Source organism: Geobacter sp. FeAm09, from assembly GCF_008330225.1.
Lineage (GTDB): Bacteria > Desulfobacterota > Desulfuromonadia > Geobacterales > Pseudopelobacteraceae > Oryzomonas.
The window spans coordinates 1,509,623-1,530,246 of the sequence record NZ_CP042466.1; the positions used below are offsets into that span (position 1 = coordinate 1,509,623).

The window sequence follows — 20,624 nt, forward strand, 5'->3', positions numbered from 1 at the left end:
GCATGACACAGGAGATACCGGCGCCAGGGCCCGTCACGGTCCTGGCGTCGTCGTTTTCGGGGCGGACGGGCGGGAGCGGGACCAGGCGAACAGGCAGAGGGCTGCCAGGCATGCCAGCCCGGCCCCGAAACTGAACGCCGCCTGGGGCGAAAACCTTTGCCAGATCGCGCCGAACAGGAGGCTGGCGGGCAGGGCGCCGACCCCCACCGCACAGTTGTACCATCCAAAGGCGTTCCCCCGTTCGGCCGGTGCCGCCAGATCCGCCAGGTAGGCCTTTTCCACCCCCTCGGTCATGCCGTAGAACAGCCCGTACCAGGCGAACAGGAGCCAGATGTGCCACTCGGCCGCGGCCAGGGCAAAACCGGCATAGGCTATGGTATAGACCGCCCAGCCGGCGATGATCACCCCCCGGCGGCCGATCCGGTCGGACAGGGTGCCGAAGGGCATGGCGGAGCACATCTTGACGACGTGGAAGAAGGTCCAGAGAAGCGGTATGCGGGCCGGCGCCACGCCCAACTGCCCCGCCCGCAGGAGCAGGAAGGCGTCGGAGGAATTGCCCAGGGTAAAGAGCAGCAGGATCAGCAGATAGCCCCTGATGTGCCGGGCCGGCGCCAGCGCTGCGGCGCGCAGGTCTCCGCTGGAGACCGGGTGCGCCACGTCCCGCACCTTGAAGGCGATCAGGGCCACGGCCAGGACGCCGGGGAGGGCGGCCAGCCAGAAGACCGTGCGCAGGTCGGCGACGAACCACGCCATAAGGGCGGTCGCCAGCAAGGGGCCGACAATGGCGCCGGCATGGTCGAGGGAACGGTGAAAGCCGAAGGCCTTGCCGCGCAGACCGGCAGCGGTGGAGTCGGCGATCAGGGCATCCCGCGGGGAGGTGCGGATGCCTTTGCCGACTCGGTCGGAAAAGCGGACGGCAAGGACGGCGAGGGGGGAGGCGGCCAGGGCGATGAGGGGCCGCGACAGGGACGACAGGGCGTAGCCGAAGAGGACAAGCCCCTTGCGCCCCCGGATACGGTCGCAGGCGATGCCCGACGCCAGTTTCAAAAGCGCTGCCGTGGATTCGGCGACCCCCTCGATCATGCCCAGGAAAGCCGGGCCGGCACCCAGCACCCCGGTGACGAACAGGGGGAGCAGGGGATAGATCATCTCGCTGGAGACATCGGTCAGGAAGCTGACCAGGCCGAGTATGAGGACGTTGGCGCCGATGCCGCTGAACATGTGAATGCTCCGCATCTGTTTCTGTCCCTGGGCCGGGGACGTTGTCGGGGTCGTGCTGCTTCCATGATAACGCGCCGCCGCCTTTGCTTCAATTGTAAAAAAGTGAATGACTCCTGTTTGGGACGGAAACTGCCCAACAGGGCGGCACCGTGCCTCAACAAGCGGCAGTTTGGGGGGCATTCCGCCGCGTCGTCGGCCTGCTGTTCGATAAAGTGCAGCTAAATCGGCATATTATGGGGCTGGCGCCTGCTGGCACGCCCCGTGAATCCGTTTCGGGTGAACCGTATCCGGAAGCGGAACGGAGACTACGGGAGGCGTTATGGACAAAACGGAAAAACAGGCCACGATGATGGCGTTCGACGAGGCGGTGGAAGAGCTTGCCACCACGGGCCTCAGGCTGCTGATGCTGCTGAGGGAGGGGACCGTGGAAGGGGTGGAGCAGGAGGACGGCTCCTGGCTGATCGCCAGGACCTCCCTGGAACGCCTCAAGACGGGGGGAGGGGTGCCGCCGGTCAAGCAGAAGGGGTGCGCGGCGTCGTGCACCGCATCCCGCTCCGGCTGTTCCTGCTCGTGACACGGGAGGCGCTTAGGGCAGGCGCTCCCGGGCCGTTGCCACGAGGCAGGCGTACACCTCTTCCCGCGTGACGAAGAAGCGCGGCATCTCGTTGAGGATGTCCTCCAGGAGGTGCAGCACCCGGCCATCGGTGCTCTCCAGGGCATCCATGACCGCCTCCATCATGGGGAGGATGTCGTAGAGATCGTCCCGATTGAAGGGGGTAGGGTCCGGTATGCCGCTGAACTTCGGCTCCTCGCGGTTTTGCAGGTCCTTCGGGTATTTGAACTTCAGGTCGGACGCCTTGACGGTAATTCCCATTCCTCATTTCTCCTTCTCGCTTGAAATCGACAGTTCCGCCGCAGTGCCGCCACGTCTTTCCCGCGTTTGAGCCCCTGCAAGTTACGGCATGATCACCAGGGCGATGCCGCCGGCCACGACCGCCAGGTTGCACCCGGCCGAGATGCCGTGCAGTTTGGCGAACTCCTTCCGGAGCGGATGCTCCTTGGGGGTCGTGTCGAAGGACGGTATCTGCCGCTTGAGGGCGGCCGCCCGCGGCTCGATGGAGAAGGCCTGGAACGAGGTAAGGGCCAGCATGACGACCAGCAGGCAGGCCGGCACGAGCGCGGTGCCGCGCATGATGAGCCGGCAGATGAGGGCGACGGCGCCGCAGGCCAGGCCCCAGCGGAAATATCCCGGAAAGAGGATGCCCACGATCTGGCCGGCCTGGTCCCGGGAGAGGGCCTTGAAGAGCATGGGCGTCAGGATGAAGGTGAACAGGGCGGTCCCCCCGGTCCAGAAGGCGATGGACAGGCGGTAGAGCAGGGCGGCGATCTGCATGGCAACTCCCGTGGCGTTATGCCGGTTTCGGTTTGTGATTCGGTGCAACGATACACCAAGTTGGGGGGGGATGTAAATTAATCGTGGGAAAACGGCGCAGAATGATGTAGAACTAGGCCAAAACTCACCGTTGCGGGATGCCCAGGCATGAAACTACGCTCAAAACTGCTGCTGTCCCTTCTCGCCGCCGGCATCGCCGTGTGCCTGGCCCTGATCTTCGCCAGTCGCTGGACTGCGCCCGGCAGGCATGCCGACGCCGCCTACGTCTCGCTCCTGAACGAGGCCTATGGGGCGGTGGTCAAAAACTACGTGGAAAAGCCCGATGCCAAGAAGCTCGTCCAGAGCATGGTGGACGGCATGCTGGCCTCCCTCGACCCCCACAGCGCCTATCTCCCCCCGGAACCGTACCATGAGATGGAAGTCCAGATGTCGGGGAGTTTCGGCGGCATCGGCCTGGAATTGGGCATGAAGGACGGCCGGCTGACGGTCATCGCCCCCATCGAGGACACGCCCGCTTTCCGGGCCGGCATCCAGGGGAACGACCACATCTACAAGATCGACGGAGTCCCCACGGAGCGGATGAACATCTCGGCGGCCGTCAAGCGCATGCGCGGCGAACCGGGGAGCCCGGTCGTGCTGACCATCCTGCGGGGGGATTCCTCCCAACCCCGGACCTTCAGGCTGGTCCGCGCCGTCATCCGGGTCAAGAGCCTCAAGTCCCGGCTGCTGGAGCCGGGGTACGGCCTGATACGGATCACCCAGTTCCAGGAGCGTACCGGCGATGAATTCACCCAGGCGCTGCAGGCGCTCCGCGCCGCCTCGGGCGGCACGCTCAAGGGGCTGGTCATCGACCTGCGCTACAATCCGGGAGGCCTTTTGGAGTCTTCGGTGGAGGTGGCCAACAACTTCATCGGCGACGACGCCGCGCATACGCTCATCGTCTCCATACGGGGGCGCACGCCCGATGCCACCCAGAACTTCCACGCCACCCTGGGGGCCAAGGAGCCCCGCTACCCGATCGTCGTGCTGATCAACGGCGGCAGCGCCAGCGCTTCCGAGATCGTGGCCGGCGCGCTCCAGGACCACCGACGGGCCGTCATCATGGGGAAACAGAGCTTCGGCAAGGGGTCGGTGCAGAGCATCTTTCCACTGCGCGACAACGGGGCGCTCAAGCTGACCACGGCGCGCTACTACACCCCCAGCGGCCGCTCCATCCAGGCAAAGGGGATCACGCCGGACATCGAGGTCGGCACTGCCGGGCCGGTGGCCGACAAAAACGCCGGCAAGGGAACGGAGCTGAGGGAAAAGGATCTGGAGAACAGGCTGGAGCCGGGCGGCGAGGAAAGAGACGCGGAAGGGGAGGCGGCCATCCCCCGCGGAGCGAAGAAGGGGGCTGCCGCCGAGACGGCCAAGGACTACCAGTTGAGCCGTGCGCTGGAACTGCTGCGCTCCCTGGACCTGCTCCGGCAGAAGGGCGTTACCGCGCTGCCGTAGCGGTCGTCCCGCAAAGGGGGATCACGAAAGACCCCGGTTGCGGAAGATGCGCATCAGCAGCACCCCCAGTATGGAGAGGCAGAGCCCGGCGCAGAGAAACAGGTAGCCGATGGCGCGCCCCTCGCCCCAGCCCCACAGGTCGCGCCCTTTCATGAACATGATCAGGGCGACGCCGGCGAAGGTGCCGATGCCGCCGATGATGTAAACCGCAAAGGCCGTTATGGCCAAACCGATCCCGCGTATACCCGCCATGAATTATTCCTCCCCGGTTCTTGTCTGCTGGGGCATAGTGGAGAAATACCGCAAAAATGTCAATTTCAAAGAGAGCCCCATATGCCGTGTGGCCAGGGGAAGGAGATGCCTGTCATGAAACTTGTCTGTCTGTTGGGTAGCCCCCGCCGCAACGGGAACAGCGCCACCATTGCCGCGCATATCGTGCAGCGGGCGCAGGAATTGGGGGCGGAGACGGAGACCGTGTACCTGAACGGCCTTGCGTACCGTGGGTGCCAGGGATGCTACGCCTGCAAGACCACCCTTGAGCGATGCGTGCTGAACGACGACCTGGCGGCGGTGCTGGAGAGCGTGCGGGAGGCGGACGCCCTGGTCCTGGCCACGCCGGTCTATTACGGGGATGTGGCCGGCCAGTTGAAGAACTTCATCGACCGGACCTTTTCCTATCTGGTGCCCGATTATTACGCCAATCCCCAGCCTGCGCGCCTGGTGCCGGGCAAGCGGCTGGCCTTCGTCTTCTCCCAGGGGAGCCCTGACGAGGCCCGGTTTGCCGATGTGTTTCCGCGCTACAGCGAATTCTTCCGGTGGTACGGCTTTGAGGAGGGGCTCATGGTGCGGGGGTGCGGCCTTTCGGAGCGGAGCACCGTCACCAAGAGGACGCACCTGTTCGAACAGGCCGACGAGGTGGCCCGAAAACTGGTGCTGGGGCAGGGGGCTTAGAGCCCCCCCAACTCCCGCAGCTTGGCGCCCATATCCGCTTCGCGCATCAGCGACTCGCCCACGAGAAAGGCGCGGGCGCCGTCGGCGGCCAGGCGCTCGATGTCCGCGCGGGAGTTGATGCCGCTTTCGGCCACCAGCAGCCGGTCGGGGGGGAGCATGCGGGCCAGGCGGGCCGTTGTGTCCAGGTCGATGGCAAAGGTGCGCAGGTTGCGGTTGTTGACGCCGATGAGGGTGCACTCGGTCCCAAGGGCCGCTTCCATCTCCGCCTCGTCGTGGACCTCCAGCAGCACGTCCAGGTGCAGCTCCCGGGCGATGGCGTGGAATTCCCGCAGCTGTCCCGGGTCGAGGGAGGCGGCGATCAGGAGGATGGCGTCGGCCCCGGCGGCGCGGGCCTCGTAAATCTGGTACGGATCGACGATGAAGTCCTTGCGCAACAGCGGCAGGCTGACCGTTTCGCGGATCAGGGCCAAGAGCCGCAGGTGCCCCATGAAGAACTGCTCGTCGGTGAGCACCGACAGGCAGGTGGCGCCGTTTTCCTGGTAGACCTCGGCGATCTCCAGGGGGTCGAACGCCTCCCGGATGACCCCCTTGCTCGGGGAGCCCTTCTTCACCTCGGCGATGATGGCGGTCCAGCCCGAGGCGACTGCGCTCCGCAGGGCACGCTCGAAGCCGCGCGGCGTATCCTCCAGGTCGGCGATGCGGGCCCGGAGTTCAGCCTGGGGCGTGGCCGCCCGGGCAGCGGCCACCTCTCCCCGCTTGTGTTCGTTGATCTTTTTCAGTACATCGGCCGTATCGTTGTTCATGGGTGGCTCTGTCTTTCCTTGGCTCTTCCCCCGGTGTCCGGGACCGGGGGGTATAAAAATCATTCCGACCGGTTCGTCAGTTCTACCAGTTTTTCGAGCTGTGTCATGGCGCGGCCCGAATCGATGGCCTCGGCGGCCAGGGCAATCCCTTCGGCCGGTGTGGCGACCTTGCCTGCCGCCATCAGGGCGTAGGCGGCGTTCAACAGGACGATGTCCCGCCGTGGCCCCTTTTCCCCGGTCAGCACCGAACGCACGATGGCGGCGTTGGCCGTGGCGTCGCCTCCCTTCAGGATATCCATGGGGCAGCGGGCAAGCCCCACCTGCTCCGGCGTAACCGTCATCAGCCGCACCCCCGCCGGCGTGACCTCGCCCACCAGGGTCTCGCCGGTCAGGGTCATCTCGTCCATGCCGTCGCTGCCGCACACCACAAAGCCGTGCTTGCAGCCCAACCGCTGCAGGACCCCGGCCAGCTTCTCCACCAGGTCGGCCCGGTAGACACCCATGACCTGGCAGTCGGCCCCGGCCGGGTTGGTGAGGGGGCCCAGGATGTTGAAGATCGTGCGGATGCCGATCTCGCGGCGCGGGCCGATGGCGTATTTCATGGCACCGTGCAGGGCCGGGGCGAACAAAAAGCCGATGCCGATCCCGGCGATGCATTTTTCCACGGTTTCCGGAGTGACATCCAGGTTGATGCCCAGCTTCTCCAGCACGTCGGCGCTGCCGCAGGCCGAGGAGACCGAGCGGTTGCCGTGCTTGGCCACCTTGACGCCGCAGGCCGAGACCACGAACGACACGGTGGTGGATATGTTGAAGGTATTGGTGCCGTCACCGCCGGTGCCCACCACGTCCAGGATGGTTTCCCGGTCGATGTTGATGTCGTCCCGGTCGATCCCCAGCACATTCCGGCCGACCCGGATCGGTGTGGCCCGTTCGCGCATGACCCGGGCAGCGCCGGCGATCTCCTCCACCGTCTCCCCCTTCATGCGCAGGGCGGTGATAAACGAGCCGACCTGGGCCTGGGTGCATTCGCCCGACATGATCTGGTTCATCACCTCGATCATCTCGCCTTCCGAGAGGTCCTGCCGCTCAACGATTTTTGCTATGGCTTTTCTGATCATTGTCCAACTCTCCTCCTCCGTCCCCCGGAAGGGATAACGGTCGCGCTGAAAATAAAAAATGGGGATGCAAAGTCATCCCCATTGTCGTGATATGTGCTTGTCAGGTGTGGCCTAGCGCCGCTCCTGAATCTTGAGGATGGCTTCCTTGATCATGGCCTCGGCCAGATCCGGCACGATCTCCCACACGATCCGCTCGATCACCTCTTTCGAAGCGCCGGCGATGGCTGCCCTGAGCTGTTCTTCACTGATGGCGCCGGCCTGGGGGAGGGGGGGCGGCGCGCTCGCTTCGACAACAGCGGCAGGGACAGATGCTTCGAAAGGCGCGCGGACCGGCGGCACGCCGGGAGCCGGCTCGAAAGGCGCAGCCTGCGGGGCGGCTTCCTCGAAGGAAAACTCGCCGAAGGCCGCCTCCTGCGCCGGGGGAGCGGCAAAGGCGTCGGTGTCGGAGTGGAACTCGAAGGTCTGCTCTTCCACCGGAATCCACTGGGAACCGGTGCCTGCGGGCGCGGCCGCCGGCTGGACGGGCGCAAAGGTCGGCTCTTCGTGGGGCATGGCAAAGACGTGGCCCTGTTCTTCGACCGTTTCAAATGCCGCCGCTGCGGCCGGCTCGAAGGCGGGCGGCTCAAACACCGGTGCCGCCGCCTCGAAAGCGGGTGCCGGAGACGGTTCGAACGGGAAGGGCGCGGCAGCGACAGCCGCTGCGGGCTCTGCAGCGGGGGTGAATGCCCCCCATATATCCTCGGGTTTGGCGCTCTCCACGGCGGGAGCCGCGGCGGCAAACGGGTCGGGAGCCGCCGCCGGGGGAGGGGGCTCGAACACAGGTGCTTTCTGGGCCGGTTGGGCCAGCGCGGCGGCTGAGGCGCGGGACGCCCCCTGTTCGAAGAGCGCTTTTACCTTGGTGACGATCTGTTGGGATTCAAAGGGCTTGGCAAGGAAATCATCGGCCCCGCAGCTGTGGGCCTTGTTTTCGTCAAACGGCTCAAAGGAGCCGGTCAGGAGCAGGATCGGTTTTGCGGCCAGGGCAGGAGTGGCGCGAACGGCTTCGCAGACCTCGTAGCCGGTCATGCCCGGCATGACCGCGTCGATGAGCAGAGCGTCGGGGAGAACCTCCCGAGCCTTGTCGAGAGCGTCCTTGCCGTTGTCAACTACCGTGAGGGAGTAGTCATCGCCGCCGAAAATGATGCCAATCACTTTTTGGATAGTGATGCTGTCATCGGCAAGGAGAATTTTGATGCCCATCGTTCCCTCCCTTGTGCGCGCGTACGGGGTGTGTGGAGTGCGATGAAAGCTACCATACGGCTGCTAAGGTGTCAAGGTTTAAGCAGTTCAGCGACTTCGGCGCGATTCGGCCGAACGCCTTTGTGCGCGGGGGGGCGAAAACCGCCACGGAGGGGTGGAGCCGTCGCTGCGCAACCGGTTGAATAACCGGGAGTCCCGAGAGTCGCGGAGATGGGACGGTCGGAGTAGGGGACGGGCTGCGGCGCGCGTTTCCCGGTTCCGGACGTGAAAAAGCCCCCGTGAGGGGGCTTGTGGGGGAAGCTATGGCGCGGCCCCGGAGGGGTCAGGAACGGTAGTCGGCGTTGATGCTCACATACTCGTGGGTCAGGTCCGAGGTATAGACCGTGGCGGTCCCGGTGCCGAGGCCGAGATCCACGCTGACGGTGAACTCCTTTTTCCTGAGCACCTCGGTGCCGAGCGCTTCCGCGTCGCCGCCGGCAAAGACGCCGTTCTTTGCCATGCAGACCGCGTCGAAGCTGAGGGAAAGGAGGGATTGGTCCACCACGGCCCCCGAGTAGCCCACGGCGGCAAAGATACGGCCCCAATTGGCGTCCTGGCCGAAGAAGGCGGTCTTCACCAGGCTGGAGTTGGCGATGGCCATGGCCGCCCGCTTGGCGTCGGCATCGCTTGTGGCGCCGGTGACCCGGATTTCCACGAATTTGGTGGCGCCTTCCCCATCCTTCACGATCTGTTTGGCCAGGGAGAGGAGCACGTCCTGCAGCAGGGCCTCGAACGCCAGGGCCTCGGGCGTATCCCCGGCTATGGCCGGATTGCCCGCCATGCCGTTGGCCAGCACCAGGCAGGTGTCGTTCGTGGAGGTGTCGCCGTCCACGGTGATGGCGTTGAAGGACGTTGTCACCGCCCGGCGGAAGCACCTGTCCAGGGTATGGGCGTCCACGGCGGCGTCGGTGATGATGAAGGAGAGCATGGTCGCCATGTTGGGCATGATCATGCCGGCGCCTTTGGCAATGCCCGCCACCGTGTAGCCGATCCCCCCCGCCTGGCCGCTCCTGGCCTCCATCTTGGGGAAGGTGTCGGTGGTCATGATGGCGGCGGCCACGTCGTCCAGGGTGCCGGAGGTCAACCCCGTCACCAGGGGCGGAATCGCCGCCCGCATCCTCTCCATGGGGAGCTGTACGCCGATGACCCCGGTGGAGGATACCTGCACCGCCTCGTCTGGAATCCCCAGCCCTTCGGCAACCAGGCGCGAGGTCTCCCGCGCGGCCCGCATCCCCTGTTCGCCGGTGCAGGCGTTGGCGTTGCCGCTGTTGACCACCAGGGCCTGGGCCTGGCCCCCTGCGATCCGCTCCGCCGAGAGCAGGACCGGAGCCGCTTTGACGGCATTGGTGGTGAACACCGCCGCTGCCCGGGCCGGCACCTCGGAAAAGATCAGGGCCAGGTCCTTTCTCCCCTGTTTCTTGATGGCCGCTTCCACGGCGGCGAATTGAAAGCCTTTGATATCCATGGTCAGCCCCTTTCGTTAACCACAGAAGCACAAAGAACGCGAAGAAAATCGAACGGGCAAAAACCGATGCCTCGTGTTCATGCCGCTCTTGGTGCCCTGGTTGCTTTGTGGCAAAATAGTCCTGATTTTATTTACCGCAGCACTTCTTGTACTTCTTGCCGCTGCCGCAGGGGCAGGGGTCGTTCCTGCCCGCCACCTTGGCGCTTTTGGCCGGTTCCTGGTGGCGCTCCTCGTCCCCGGAGATGTTGAAGACCAGCTTCTGGGGACGCTGCTCCTCGGCGATCTCCTGGATCTCGTCCTCGTGATTGACCTGAACCCAGTAGATGCGCTCCACCACCTCCTCGCGGATGCGGGCGATCATCTCCATGAACAGGTTGTAGGCCTCTTTCTTGTACTCCTGCTTGGGGTCCTTCTGGCCGTAGCCGCGCAGGCCGATGCCTTCCTTCAGGTGGTCGATGTTGAGCAGGTGGTCTTTCCAGTGGTTGTCGATGGCCTGGAGCATCATCACCTTGATCAGGTGATCGATCAATTCGTCTCCCAATTCGGCGACCTTGGCCTGAAAGATGGCGTGGGCCTGTTCTTTGAGCGTCTCCTGGAAGTTGGTCGGATTCAGCCGGTCCAGCGCCTCCCCGGGCAGGTCCAGGTGGAGGTTGAAACATTTGAACACCAGTTCGCCGATGGCCTGCCAATCCCATTCATGGGCCGGCATCCTTTCGATGCAGTAGGTGGCGGAGATATCCTCGATGGTCTCGTCCAGCATATCCAGGAAGTTGTCGCGGATGTCCTGTCCCGCCAGGATCTCGCGGCGCTGGGTGTAGATCACCTCGCGCTGCTTGTTCATGACGTCGTCGTACTCGATCAGGTGCTTGCGGATGTCGAAGTTGTGGGCCTCCACCTTTTTCTGGGCGTTTTCTATGGACTTGGTGATCATGGTGTGGGTGATGGCCTCACCCTCCTCGATCTTGAGCAGGTCCATGATCTTCGCCACCCGCTCGGAGCCGAAGATCCGGAGCAGGTCGTCCTGGAGCGAGAGGTAGAATTTGGACGAACCGGGGTCGCCCTGGCGTCCGGAGCGGCCGCGCAGCTGGTTGTCGATGCGGCGGGACTCGTGGCGCTCGGTGCCCAGGATGTGCAGGCCCCCCAGCTTGACCACCTCGTCGTGCTCCACGGCGCACTGGGCCCTGAATTTTTCCAGTTCCGCCGCGAACTGCTCGTCGGTGGCCTCGGGGTTGGCCCGGCGCCACTGCTTGGCCAGGGAGTCCGGATTGCCCCCCAGGAGGATGTCGGTACCGCGGCCGGCCATGTTGGTGGCGATGGTGATGGCGTTCTTGCGGCCGGCCTGGGCCACGATCTCGGCCTCGCGCTCGTGCTGTTTGGCGTTCAATACGTTGTGGGGAATCCCCTGGCGCTTGAGCAGTTCCGAGAGCACCTCGGACTTTTCGATGGAGATGGTGCCCACCAGGCAGGGCTGGCCGCCGGCGTAATGTTCCTTGATGTCCTCAATGACCGCCGCGAACTTCTCCATCTCGGTCTTGTAGATCACGTCCGGGAAGTCCGGGCGCAACAACGGTCGGTTGGTCGGGATGACCACTACTTCCAGCTTGTAGATCTTGTTGAATTCCTCGGCTTCGGTATCGGCGGTGCCGGTCATGCCGGAGAGCTTCTTGTACATGCGGAAATAGTTCTGGAAGGTGATGGTGGCCAGGGTCTGGTTCTCGTTTTCGATCTTGACCCCTTCCTTGGCCTCGATGGCCTGGTGCAGGCCGTCGGACCAGCGGCGCCCCGGCATGAGGCGGCCGGTGAACTCGTCCACGATCATCACCTCGCCGTCCTTGACCACGTAGTCCACGTCGCGCTTGTACATGGCGTGAGCCCGCAGGGCCTGCTGGACGTGGTGCAGCGACTCTATGTTGCGCGGGTCGTACAGGTTGTCCACCTTGAGCAGCTTTTCGACCTTCAGGACCCCCTGCTCGGTGAGGGTGGCGCTCTTGGCCTTCTCGTCGATGGTGAAATCGCCGGTGTACTGCTTGCGTTTGCCCGAGAGGGTGTTGGCCTCGACCTCCTTCACTTCGCCCCGCTGCAGCATCGGGATGATGCGGTCGATGATGTAGTACTTGTCGGTGGATTCCTCCGTCGGGCCGGAGATGATCAGCGGCGTCCTGGCCTCGTCGATCAGGATCGAGTCCACCTCGTCCACGATGGCGTAGTTGAAGCCGCGCTGGACGTAGTCGTCCAGGGAGAACTTCATGTTGTCCCGGAGATAGTCGAAGCCGAACTCGTTGTTGGTCCCGTAGGTGATGTCGGCGGCGTAGTTGTCCCGGCGCTCGTCATCCTCGAGGCCGTGCACGATCACGCCGACCTCGAGCCCCAGAAAGCCGTACAGCTTGCCCATCCACTCGGCGTCGCGCTTTGCCAGGTAGTCGTTGACAGTGACGACATGTACCCCCTTGCCGGAGATGGCGTTCAGGTAGGCGGGCAGGGTGGCCACCAGGGTCTTCCCCTCGCCGGTCTTCATCTCGGAGATCTTGCCGGAGTGCAGCACCATGCCGCCGATCAGCTGTACGTCGAAATGGCGCATCCCCAGCACCCGCTTGCCCGCCTCGCGGCAGACGGCAAACGCCTCGGGCAGGAGGGCGTCGAGGGATTCACCCTTGGCGTGGCGCTCCTTGAACTCGGCCGTCTTGCCGCGCAACTGCTCATCCGTAAGCTGGGCGATGGAGGATTCCATGCCGTTGATTTTGGTAACGATCGGCCAGAGCTTCTTGAGTTCGCGTTCGTTCTTGCTGCCGACGATTTTTTTGATAAGGGAACCGAACATTACAATCTCCCACGAAATTTAGTGACGACAAAATAGCTTTCAAAACTAGCATAACTCGGCACGGCACTTCAATAAAAATCAGGGATGACCGGCGCTGGACGGCTCTGGATACGGGCTTGCGGCGGGATATGCGGCCTGTTTCCGGAGGCGGCGTGCCCGGCGGCCATCTGGCTGTGGCTGCGGACCGGTGTGTATTACATTGTAAAGCAATAGCGTTTAAAAATACTAAAAAATATATTGAATAAAACGGAGGTTAGTATCATCGTAAATCTCGGTAAGCACCATGTTGCTACAGGGGTATTTGTTTATAAACTTTTGAAATTAACCAATAAAATTTATTTGATCGTGCGGTGCATAAAAATGCGTTGACATTTTTAGAACGTTGTATTAGATAATAAATTAAATGGTTGGTTTGGATATTTTAAAACGGTAGTTGCATTTGTTGCGGAATGCCGCGGAGATGCTATGGACAGGGCAAGAGGGGCATACTCGGTTCAGTCGGTTCTCAAAGCGTTCGATCTTCTGGAGGCCCTGGCGGCCGAGGGGGCGCACGTGACCGTCCCCCTGCTGGCCCAAAGGCTCGACCTGAGCAGGAACAAGGTCTTCCGGCTGCTGGCAACCCTCGAGGACAGCGGGTTCATCGAACGGGACGGCGAGGGGGCTTACCGGCTCGGCCTGCATGCCTTCGAGATGGCGCAGCACATTCTGAAAAGCACGAGCCTGATCAGGCTCGCCCACCCGGTGATGGAGGAGTTGGCGCGCAAGCACGACGAAGCGGTGTACATCACCGTGATGAACAACGATGAAGTGCTGTTTCTCGATATGGTGGACTCGTTCCAGCAGGTAAAGGCCATGGATATGGTGGGGCAGCGCTTCCCCTTCTTCACCAACGCCGCCGGCAAGGCCATCAAGGCCATGAGTTCTCCGGACATCATCAAATATATGGGGCGGCGCCGCGCCGGAAAGAACGGGGTGCCCGACCTGAAACAACTGGAGAGGGAGCTGCATGAAATACGCAAGAACGGCGTGGCCATCGACTTTGGCGGGGTAGGGGATGGCATCTGCGCCGTGGCGGTGGCGATCCGCGATTATGCCGGCAAGGTCGTGGGGGCGCTCACCATGCTGGCTCCGGCGTTCCGCATGCTTCAGGAACGGCTGGAGCAGGAGATCGTGCCTTCAATGCGTGAAGGCGCGGAGATCATTTCCATGAAATTCGGCTATGCCAGGATGCCGGCTTATTAGATTCACGATCCATGAAATGTGAAAGGAGGGGTTTGCTGGCGGATACCCGTGAAGGATGTGTGAGCCGACCACGTTTACAAAGAGAAAGGAGCACCCCATGGCAGAGAAACAGTACGACTGGTCAGCAATTGCGAAGAATCCCAAGTTTATCGAACTGCATCACAAAAAATCCGCCTTCCTCTTCGGCTGGTGGATATTCTCCTGCGTGTATTACTTCCTGCTGCCCATCGGAGCGGCGTATGCACCGGGCCTGTTCAAGATCAAGATCATCGGCGTCATCAACTTCGGGTACATCTTCGCCCTTTCCCAGTTCTTCGTTTCCTGGGGCTTGGCCCTGTACTACGCCCATGTTGCCAACAAGGACTTTGACCGGCTGACCAGGGAACTGGTCGAAGAAATCCAGTAAAGGAGGATACGACATGACTCTCAAGCATATCACCATTGCCGCCGGCCTGGCTCTTTCCGTAGCCGTGGCCGCCTTTGCCGAAGAGCCCGCCAAGGCCCCCGCGGGTACCGGCGCCGCACCGGCCGCGACCGCTCCTGCCGCACCCTCCACGACCATGACGGCGCCGGCCGCCCAGGCTCCGGCCCCGGCCCCGGCCAAGGCCCCGCTCAAGAAGAAGGAGCTCAAGGCCGACAAGACCATCACCCTCACCATGTTCGCCGTCATCATCGGCATCACCATGGCCGTCGTCGTCTGGGCCGCCCGGCACACCAAGACCGCGGCCGACTTCTACGCCGCCGGCGGCGGCATCACCGGCACCCAGAACGGCTGGGCCATTGCCGGCGACTACATGTCGGCGGCCTCCTTCCTGGGGATCTCCGGCCTGATCTCGCTCTACGGTTATGACGGGTTCATGTACTCAGGTCGGCTGGCTGGTGGCCTACATCACCGTGCTCCTGATCGTGGCCGAGCCGTGCCGCAACGCCGGCAAGTACACCCTGGGGGATATCCTCTCCTTCCGTACCGACCCGAAACCGGTGCGCGCCGTGGCGGCCATCTCCACCGTAGCCGTCTCCACCTTCTACCTGACCGCCCAGATGGTCGGCGCCGGCAAGCTGATGGCGCTCCTGGTCGGGGTCTCCTACAAGACCTCCATCATCGGCGTCGGCATCCTGATGGTCGGCTATGTCGTCTTCGGCGGCATGACCGCCACCACCTGGGTCCAGATCATCAAGGCCGGGCTGCTCATGTCGGGTGCCTTCCTGCTGTCGGTGCTGGTCATGGCCAAGGCGGGCTTCAACCCGATCGGTTTCTTCTCCGACATCGTCAATAGCCCCGATATCCAGGACCACGTCTCCAAACTGGTGCTGAAGGATGGCGTCACCCTGGGCGGCGTGGAGGCGGGGCAGCGCTTCCTTGAGCCGGCCCTGTTCATGAAGGCGCCGCTGGACCAGATCTCCCTCGGCATGGCCCTGGTGTTCGGCACCGCCGGCATGCCCCACATCCTGATGCGCTTTTTCACCGTGCCCACCGCCCAGGCCGCCCGCAAATCGGTCATCATCGCCATGTTCATCATCGGCGGTTTCTACGTCCTGACCACCCTGCTCGGTTTCGGCGCCGCCATCCATGTGACCCCCCAGGGCATTATGTCGGTTGACCCGGGCGGCAACATGGCCACCCTGCTCCTGGCCCAGCAGTTGGGTGCGGACATCGCCCCGATCGTCGGCGACCTCTTCCTGGCCTTCCTCTGCTCGGTCGCCTTCGCCACCATCCTGGCGGTGGTCTCCGGTCTGGTTCTGGCCGCCTCGGCAGCCATCGCCCACGACATCTACGTCAACGTGATCAAGGACGGGCATGCCGACCAGCACGAGCAGGTCATGGCCGCCCGTATCACCTCCCTGGTCGTGGGTGCCGCCGGTATCGCCATCGGCCTCATGGCGGAGAAGGCCAACGTTGCCCATTTGGTGGCCCTGGCCTTTGCCGTGGCTTCCTCCGGCAACCTGCCGGTGGTCATCCTGTCGCTCTTCTGGAAGAAATTCAACACCGCTGGCGTGATCTCCGGCTTGGTGGTCGGCACGGTTGCCTCCATCGGCCTGGTGATGGTATCCCCCAACATGACCTATCCCAAGGTGGTCGCGGCCGGGGCCCAGAAGGTCATCGTCGCCATGGAGAAGAAGCAGGCATCCCTGCCCATGGGCGCCCAGCTTGACGAGAAGGACGCCAAGGCCCTTGCCAAGGCCAGGGTCGATTACGAGAAGAACAAGGACGGCACCTCCATCATGGGGCTCGACAAGCCGATCCTGAAGCTGAAGAACCCGGGCATCATCTCCATCCCGCTGGGCTTCCTGGCCGCCATCCTGGGCGCCCTGGCGTTCCCCAGCAGGCGTTCCGAAGAGATGTTCGACGAGATCTATGTGCGTCAGAACACCGGTATCGGCATGGCCAAGGCCATCGACCACTGATGGTGTAATATTCGCGAGCAGGTGTATAATGGGGAAAGCTTTTGGCTTTCCCCATTTATTTTGTACCGTTCAGGGGCCCACCATGAGGCGAATGTCACGGCATGTGCCGGCAACCGTGGAGCCGGCGGCAGCCCGTCATCCCGGCGCCGGGGGAGGGGAGCGCGATGTCCTGGGAGCGCTGCCCGATCCGCGCCGTATCGGCCGTTACTGCACGGCCGACGAGATCGGCCGTTTCCTGAGGAGCATCTCCGCTCTCCTGGATGAGGACCGCCGGCGTATGGCGGAATGGCGCGCCGAAGGCGACCGGCTCATGCACGGCATTGCCGGGGCCGGGCACGAGGGGTTGAAAGGCATCCATGAGGCCCTGAACCGGATCGAGGTCGAGCGCTTTCTCCTGCTTTTTTCCGTTGCCTCCCTTCATCACAACTGCACCCGGTACCGGGACGAACTGGCCGAGCGCGCCATGGCCACGGTGGCCGAAGAACTCGAAAACAGCGGGCGGCCCGCGCCCCCCGTCCCCTTTGCCCTGATCAGCATGGGCAGCGACGGACGCGAGGAACAGACCCTGATTACGGACCAGGACTACCTGATCGTCTACGGCGACGGCGGCGGCGAGGAGGCGGATCGCTATTTCCTCGACTACTCCACGCTGTTGGTGGATCGGCTGGAGGAGGCCGGTTTCAAGCGCTGCACCGGCGGCATCATGCCGACGAACGCCACCTGGCGCGGTTCCCTCGCCCAATGGCGCAAGCGTCTTTTGGCCATTGTCAGGTACGAGGTGGAGGATTACGGCAAGAACATGATGGATCTGATCGTCCTCTCCGATGCCCGCCATGTCGCCGGAAACCGTTCCATAGCCGAGGAACTGATCGGTCTGATCAGGGGCATGGAGCGGGACTACTTTCAGGTGTTGTGGGGGATGGCCCGGGCGGCGACCGAGATGCGGCTGGCGTTGGGGTTCATGAAGCGGCTCTGGACCGAGGGGAGCGGCGAACACAAGGGGGAATTCAATCTGAAGCTTTTGGCCTGGGCGCCCTTGGTGATGAATATCCGCATCCTCGCCATCAACCAGGGGGTGCCGGCCACGAACACCGTGGAGCGTATCGCCTTTCTCGAAAAGGAGGGGAGTTTTTCGGCGGAGATGGCCCAAGGCCTGCGCGAGGCGTATTATATCCTGACCAAATACCGTATCCTCATGCAGATCAACGTAATCAAGGGCGTCCAGGGGGATTCCCACTACCTCAACCCCTACCGGCTGCCGGCGGAAGAACATGAAAAGATCCGCCACGCCATTATCAGGATCGAGGAGTTGCAGAAAATCATCCACACGAATTTTTCGATCGTGTAGCCGCTGCCGCCGCCTGCCGGGGCGCGTCCGGGATCAGCGGGCTCCTTCGGGGGGAAGGGGGAATGGAAAAGGGAGCGTCGCACGACACTCCCTTTTCTGTTTGCTTCCCGTTTTGTGGTTGCCGGAACTACGGGCGTTTTTTGGCGGCGGCCTTCTTGGCCTTCACCGCGGGCGCCTTGTTCGTCCAGTTGTTCAGGTCATGGGCGATGTTGTGGCAATCCTGGCATTTGGGGAACTTGGTCAGGATGCCGGCCGGATGCGGGGTGCCGTGGCAATCCTGGCACTTGGGCAGCATCTTGTGCTTGTTCTGGTGGCACGTTACGCACAGGAGCTTGCCGTGTTTCGCCTTGCTGGCCGCCAGGAAGGACATGGCGTTTTTGTGGCAGGCGGCGCAATTCTTGTTGGCGAGCGACGAACCGTAGGTAACCACCTTCGGCATATGGGCCTTATGGCAGCTTTTGCAGTCGGCGGCGGTCATGTCGCTGGAGTGGGGCTTGTGACACTGGGTGCACAGGGGGATCTTGCCGTGCACGTCGTGACAGAAGGAACAGTTCAGGGCGGTATGCTTGCTCTTGTTCTCCCTGAGCTGCTTGATCTGGCCACTGTGGCAGGAAAGACAGGGGTCGGTCACGTTGCGGCCGAAGGAGATGTCCTTGGGCTTATGCGGATTCTTGTGGCAGGAGAGGCAGCCCGCAAGCTTGTAGTGCGGCTTGTCCGAGTGACACATGCTGCATTTGGGGATCGGCTTTTTGACCGCCGGCGGGTGGCCGACGTGGCAATCCAGGCACGATACACTCGTTTTGTGGGCTCCGCCCGCTGCCGCAATGTCTGCCGGGGGCTTGGCATGGCATTTTACGCAGTCAAGGTTGACAAGCGTCGTGGCGGGGGCGTCGGCGGCCCATGCACCGGCGGCGAAGCTGACGGCCAGGGATAGTGCTGCAAGAATTCGGGCTGCGGTTCTCATTTCTCCTCCTTCATGTCAATTAATAAAATCGGGGCTAATTATAAGCAAAATAAGGTGAATTTTGCAACAGGCATTTTGCGCGGGGCCCGGCGTCCTCCCCTGTCCCGATCATGTACGTGTTCTTATTTTATGGGATATTATGCAATTAATTAACTTTTTATGTATAAATTATATAAAAAATGGTTGACAGTTCTTTAAATTGTTGTAAATAGGTGAGCAAGCTAAAATAAGAGGCGGTGTGGTAATGCTATGAAATGCACAAACAAGGTAAAGACAATCCGCGAATCGAAGCTCATGAGTAAATCGGAACTTGCCCGCAAGGCTGGCGTGTCCGCGCTTACGGTGGACCGGATCGAGCGGGGCGAAAGCTGCCGTCTTGAAACCAAGCGAAAGATTATCCTCGCGTTAGGCTACTCGCTGGACGACAAAAACAAGGTCTTTCAGGATTAACGACAACGGGAACCTGATATGTTTCTTTTCAGAAAACAGAAAGACGTCATCGGAATAGACATCGGCTCCAGTTCGGTGAAACTGGTGCAGATCAAATGCCTCAAGGATGCTTTCCAGCTTCTCAACGTGGGCATGGTGCCGCTTCCGCCGGAAGCCATCGTGGACAACACGCTCATCGATAGCGCCTCTATCGTGACGGCGTTGAAGAGCCTGACGGCAAGCCTGGGGATCAAGGTCAAGGATGTGGCCTGCTCCATTTCGGGGAACTCCGTCATCATCCGCAAGATCACCTTGCCCGCGATGCCGGCCGAGGAGTTGGAAGACCAGATCATGTGGGAGGCGGAGCAGTACATCCCGTTCGACATCAACGACGTCAACATGGATTTTCAGATACTCTCGCCCGACAGTATCGATCCCGCCAAGATGAATGTGCTGCTGGTTGCCAGCAAAAAGGATATCATCAACGACTATGTGGCTGTTTTCAACGAAGCATCCCTGCAGCTGTCGGTGGCCGACGTGGACTCATTCGCCGTGCAGAACGCCTTTGAGATCAATCACGACGTCGGCCTGGACGAGGTCCTGGCGCTCATAAACATCGGCGCCAACATCATGAACATCAACATAGTCAGAAACGGCATCACGCTTTTGACCCGCGACGTCCAGATGGGGGGCAACCTCTATACGGAAGAGATTCAAAAACAGATGGGGCTGGACAGTGCCGAAGCGGAATCGGCAAAGATCCTGGCCCATGAAACCCGGAACGGCGCCCTGCTGGATGTTCTGAACAAGGTTAACGACACCATTACCCAGGAGATCCGCCGTTCGCTGGATTTCTACAACTCCACGGCGAACGAGGAACGTATTACCGGGATTTTCCTGAGCGGGGGGGCTCCAAGGTCTATCACCTGAGCGAGACGGTGAGCGAAAAGCTCGGCCTGCCGGTAGACACCATCAACCCGTTTGCAAAGCTCAAGTATAACGATAAGGACTTTGACCCTGAATACCTTCAGGAAATCGGCCCGCTCATGGCGGTAAGCGTTGGGCTTGCCATAAGGAGGGTTGGGGACAAATGATCAAGATCAACCTGTTGCCGGTTCGCGCCGCGAAAAAGAAGGAGACGGCCGTCCAGCAGATCACCATCTTCTGCGTCAGTCTGCTGCTGGTGGCCGCTGTCGTGGTTTCCCTGTATGTGGTCAAGCGGATGCAGATTGCCGCCGCGCAGACCGATATTGCCGCGGCCAATGCCAAGATCGGCGAACTGAAGAAGAGGATCGGCAAGCTTGAGGAACTCAAAACACTGAAGGACCAGGTGAAGAAGAAGCTGGATGTCCTGGCCCAGTTGCGCAAGAACAAGACGGGGCCGGCCGAACGGCTGGCCACGCTGAGCGACATTACCCCCGAGCAGCTCTGGCTTACCGGCTACGCGGAAAACGGCGCGGATGTCAAATTGTCAGGTATCGCCTATACCGAAGAGTTGATCGCGTCGTTCATGCGCAGCCTGGAAGCGTCCCGGGACTACACGGGGGTCGAGCTGGTCGTGTCCGAGCAGATGGAGCTGGCGGGGACCAAGCTGAAAAAGTTTGAGCTGACATGCAAGTTGAAGGCAGCTGCCACGCCGCAGCCCGAGGCCGCCCCCAAGAAATAGCATTTACCTTGAACTAGGATGGACTGGC

General features: G+C 62.2%; 18 protein-coding genes and 2 pseudogenes. 10 read left to right on the forward strand and 10 right to left on the reverse strand.

Translation table 11 applies throughout. The features are described from left to right. Positions 1 to 33 precede the first annotated feature (33 nt). Positions 34 to 1,221: an MFS transporter gene (locus FO488_RS07165; protein WP_149209926.1), complete on the reverse strand. Its 1,188-nt coding sequence runs from the start codon at positions 1,219 to 1,221 to the stop codon at positions 34 to 36. Positions 1,222 to 1,540: 319 nt separating this feature from the next. On the opposite strand from FO488_RS07165, the gene FO488_RS07170 reads away from it, so the two are divergent. After that, positions 1,541 to 1,795 (forward strand): hypothetical protein, encoded by a 255-nt coding sequence (locus FO488_RS07170; protein WP_149209927.1) that lies wholly within the window; start codon positions 1,541 to 1,543, stop codon positions 1,793 to 1,795. Positions 1,796 to 1,807: 12 nt separating this feature from the next. On the opposite strand, the gene FO488_RS07175 is transcribed toward FO488_RS07170, so the two are convergent. Together FO488_RS07175 and FO488_RS07180 are read right to left on the reverse strand one after the other, a co-directional pair. Continuing rightward, positions 1,808 to 2,095: a hypothetical protein gene (locus tag FO488_RS07175; RefSeq protein ID WP_149209928.1), complete on the reverse strand. Its 288-nt coding sequence runs from the start codon at positions 2,093 to 2,095 to the stop codon at positions 1,808 to 1,810. Positions 2,096 to 2,176: 81 nt separating this feature from the next. Further along, a complete protein-coding gene (locus tag FO488_RS07180) occupies positions 2,177 to 2,614 on the reverse strand; it encodes a DUF4149 domain-containing protein (RefSeq protein ID WP_149209929.1) in 438 nt (145 codons plus the stop codon). 147 nt (positions 2,615 to 2,761) lie between these two features. Between FO488_RS07180 and FO488_RS07185 the strand changes: the two genes are divergently transcribed. Further along, positions 2,762 to 4,108: a S41 family peptidase gene (locus FO488_RS07185; RefSeq protein ID WP_149209930.1), complete on the forward strand. Its 1,347-nt coding sequence runs from the start codon at positions 2,762 to 2,764 to the stop codon at positions 4,106 to 4,108. Between the two features lie 21 nt (positions 4,109 to 4,129). Here the strand turns inward: FO488_RS07185 and FO488_RS07190 are convergent, their stop codons facing one another. Further along, complete coding sequence (locus FO488_RS07190; protein WP_149209931.1) at positions 4,130 to 4,360, reverse strand: hypothetical protein; 231 nt, start codon at positions 4,358 to 4,360, stop codon at positions 4,130 to 4,132. A gap of 114 nt (positions 4,361 to 4,474) precedes the next feature. Between FO488_RS07190 and FO488_RS07195 the strand changes: the two genes are divergently transcribed. Beyond that, positions 4,475 to 5,059, forward strand: coding sequence for a flavodoxin family protein (locus tag FO488_RS07195; protein WP_149209932.1), 585 nt, complete (start codon positions 4,475 to 4,477; stop codon positions 5,057 to 5,059). Here FO488_RS07195 and trpC read toward each other — a convergent pair. The 5 genes from trpC to secA all read right to left on the reverse strand — a co-directional run bounded on the left by trpC (position 5,056) and on the right by secA (position 12,541). Continuing rightward, on the reverse strand, positions 5,056 to 5,862 hold the full coding sequence (gene trpC / locus FO488_RS07200) for an indole-3-glycerol phosphate synthase TrpC (protein ID WP_149209933.1): 807 nt from the start codon (positions 5,860 to 5,862) through the stop codon (positions 5,056 to 5,058). The two genes, FO488_RS07195 and trpC, sit on opposite strands and share 4 nt — an antisense overlap. 59 nt (positions 5,863 to 5,921) lie before the next feature. After that, positions 5,922 to 6,980 (reverse strand): anthranilate phosphoribosyltransferase, encoded by a 1,059-nt coding sequence (gene trpD / locus FO488_RS07205; protein ID WP_149209934.1) that lies wholly within the window; start codon positions 6,978 to 6,980, stop codon positions 5,922 to 5,924. Positions 6,981 to 7,091: 111 nt separating this feature from the next. Continuing rightward, a complete protein-coding gene (locus FO488_RS07210) occupies positions 7,092 to 8,219 on the reverse strand; it encodes a response regulator (protein ID WP_149209935.1) in 1,128 nt (375 codons plus the stop codon). Positions 8,220 to 8,541: 322 nt separating this feature from the next. Next, positions 8,542 to 9,723 carry a bifunctional glutamate N-acetyltransferase/amino-acid acetyltransferase ArgJ gene (argJ, locus tag FO488_RS07215; protein WP_149209936.1) on the reverse strand — a complete coding sequence of 394 codons (1,182 nt, stop codon included), beginning with the start codon at positions 9,721 to 9,723 and terminating at the stop codon, positions 8,542 to 8,544. 127 nt (positions 9,724 to 9,850) lie between these two features. Next, the gene (gene secA / locus FO488_RS07220) at positions 9,851 to 12,541 is read right to left on the reverse strand and encodes a preprotein translocase subunit SecA (RefSeq protein ID WP_149209937.1); all 2,691 of its coding nucleotides are present in this window, start codon (positions 12,539 to 12,541) and stop codon (positions 9,851 to 9,853) included. 465 nt (positions 12,542 to 13,006) lie between these two features. Between secA and FO488_RS07225 the strand changes: the two genes are divergently transcribed. The 4 genes and pseudogenes from FO488_RS07225 (at position 13,007) to FO488_RS07240 (ending at position 17,537) form a co-directional block, all read left to right on the forward strand. Then, positions 13,007 to 13,783: an IclR family transcriptional regulator gene (locus FO488_RS07225; protein WP_149209938.1), complete on the forward strand. Its 777-nt coding sequence runs from the start codon at positions 13,007 to 13,009 to the stop codon at positions 13,781 to 13,783. Positions 13,784 to 13,880: 97 nt separating this feature from the next. Further along, the gene (locus FO488_RS07230) at positions 13,881 to 14,189 is read left to right on the forward strand and encodes a DUF485 domain-containing protein (RefSeq protein ID WP_149209939.1); all 309 of its coding nucleotides are present in this window, start codon (positions 13,881 to 13,883) and stop codon (positions 14,187 to 14,189) included. 13 nt (positions 14,190 to 14,202) lie between these two features. Continuing rightward, positions 14,203 to 16,189, forward strand: a pseudogene (locus FO488_RS07235) (cation acetate symporter). Positions 16,190 to 16,271: 82 nt separating this feature from the next. Continuing rightward, on the forward strand, positions 16,272 to 17,537 hold the full coding sequence (locus FO488_RS07240; RefSeq protein ID WP_240732209.1) for a putative nucleotidyltransferase substrate binding domain-containing protein: 1,266 nt from the start codon (positions 16,272 to 16,274) through the stop codon (positions 17,535 to 17,537). A 127-nt stretch (positions 17,538 to 17,664) separates the two neighbouring features. On the opposite strand, the gene FO488_RS07245 is transcribed toward FO488_RS07240, so the two are convergent. Continuing rightward, positions 17,665 to 18,501, reverse strand: coding sequence for a cytochrome C (locus tag FO488_RS07245; RefSeq protein ID WP_149209940.1), 837 nt, complete (start codon positions 18,499 to 18,501; stop codon positions 17,665 to 17,667). A gap of 249 nt (positions 18,502 to 18,750) precedes the next feature. On the opposite strand from FO488_RS07245, the gene FO488_RS07250 reads away from it, so the two are divergent. The 3 genes and pseudogenes from FO488_RS07250 (at position 18,751) to FO488_RS07260 (ending at position 20,596) form a co-directional block, all read left to right on the forward strand. Further along, positions 18,751 to 18,951: a helix-turn-helix transcriptional regulator gene (locus tag FO488_RS07250; protein WP_149209941.1), complete on the forward strand. Its 201-nt coding sequence runs from the start codon at positions 18,751 to 18,753 to the stop codon at positions 18,949 to 18,951. Positions 18,952 to 18,969: 18 nt separating this feature from the next. Then, positions 18,970 to 20,024 (forward strand): annotated as a pseudogene (pilM, locus tag FO488_RS07255) (type IV pilus biogenesis protein PilM). Next, positions 20,021 to 20,596: a PilN domain-containing protein gene (locus FO488_RS07260; RefSeq protein WP_149209942.1), complete on the forward strand. Its 576-nt coding sequence runs from the start codon at positions 20,021 to 20,023 to the stop codon at positions 20,594 to 20,596. Before pilM ends, FO488_RS07260 begins: the two are co-directional and overlap by 4 nt. The last annotated feature ends 28 nt before the right edge of the window (positions 20,597 to 20,624 follow it).

Excerpts from the sequence above, each read along its gene's own strand:
- FO488_RS07165 (WP_149209926.1), bottom strand. The coding sequence starts at position 1,221 with ATGTTCAGCGGCATCGGCGCCAACGTCCTCATACTCGGCCTGGTCAGC.
- FO488_RS07170 (WP_149209927.1), top strand. The coding sequence starts at position 1,541 with ATGGACAAAACGGAAAAACAGGCCACGATGATGGCGTTCGACGAGGCG.
- FO488_RS07175 (WP_149209928.1), bottom strand. The coding sequence starts at position 2,095 with ATGGGAATTACCGTCAAGGCGTCCGACCTGAAGTTCAAATACCCGAAG.
- FO488_RS07180 (WP_149209929.1), bottom strand. The coding sequence starts at position 2,614 with ATGCAGATCGCCGCCCTGCTCTACCGCCTGTCCATCGCCTTCTGGACC.
- FO488_RS07185 (WP_149209930.1), top strand. The coding sequence starts at position 2,762 with ATGAAACTACGCTCAAAACTGCTGCTGTCCCTTCTCGCCGCCGGCATC.
- FO488_RS07190 (WP_149209931.1), bottom strand. The coding sequence starts at position 4,360 with ATGGCGGGTATACGCGGGATCGGTTTGGCCATAACGGCCTTTGCGGTT.
- FO488_RS07195 (WP_149209932.1), top strand. The coding sequence starts at position 4,475 with ATGAAACTTGTCTGTCTGTTGGGTAGCCCCCGCCGCAACGGGAACAGC.
- trpC (WP_149209933.1), bottom strand. The coding sequence starts at position 5,862 with ATGAACAACGATACGGCCGATGTACTGAAAAAGATCAACGAACACAAG.
- trpD (WP_149209934.1), bottom strand. The coding sequence starts at position 6,980 with ATGATCAGAAAAGCCATAGCAAAAATCGTTGAGCGGCAGGACCTCTCG.
- FO488_RS07210 (WP_149209935.1), bottom strand. The coding sequence starts at position 8,219 with ATGGGCATCAAAATTCTCCTTGCCGATGACAGCATCACTATCCAAAAA.
- argJ (WP_149209936.1), bottom strand. The coding sequence starts at position 9,723 with ATGGATATCAAAGGCTTTCAATTCGCCGCCGTGGAAGCGGCCATCAAG.
- secA (WP_149209937.1), bottom strand. The coding sequence starts at position 12,541 with ATGTTCGGTTCCCTTATCAAAAAAATCGTCGGCAGCAAGAACGAACGC.
- FO488_RS07225 (WP_149209938.1), top strand. The coding sequence starts at position 13,007 with ATGGACAGGGCAAGAGGGGCATACTCGGTTCAGTCGGTTCTCAAAGCG.
- FO488_RS07230 (WP_149209939.1), top strand. The coding sequence starts at position 13,881 with ATGGCAGAGAAACAGTACGACTGGTCAGCAATTGCGAAGAATCCCAAG.
- FO488_RS07240 (WP_240732209.1), top strand. The coding sequence starts at position 16,272 with ATGAGGCGAATGTCACGGCATGTGCCGGCAACCGTGGAGCCGGCGGCA.
- FO488_RS07245 (WP_149209940.1), bottom strand. The coding sequence starts at position 18,501 with ATGAGAACCGCAGCCCGAATTCTTGCAGCACTATCCCTGGCCGTCAGC.
- FO488_RS07250 (WP_149209941.1), top strand. The coding sequence starts at position 18,751 with ATGAAATGCACAAACAAGGTAAAGACAATCCGCGAATCGAAGCTCATG.
- FO488_RS07260 (WP_149209942.1), top strand. The coding sequence starts at position 20,021 with ATGATCAAGATCAACCTGTTGCCGGTTCGCGCCGCGAAAAAGAAGGAG.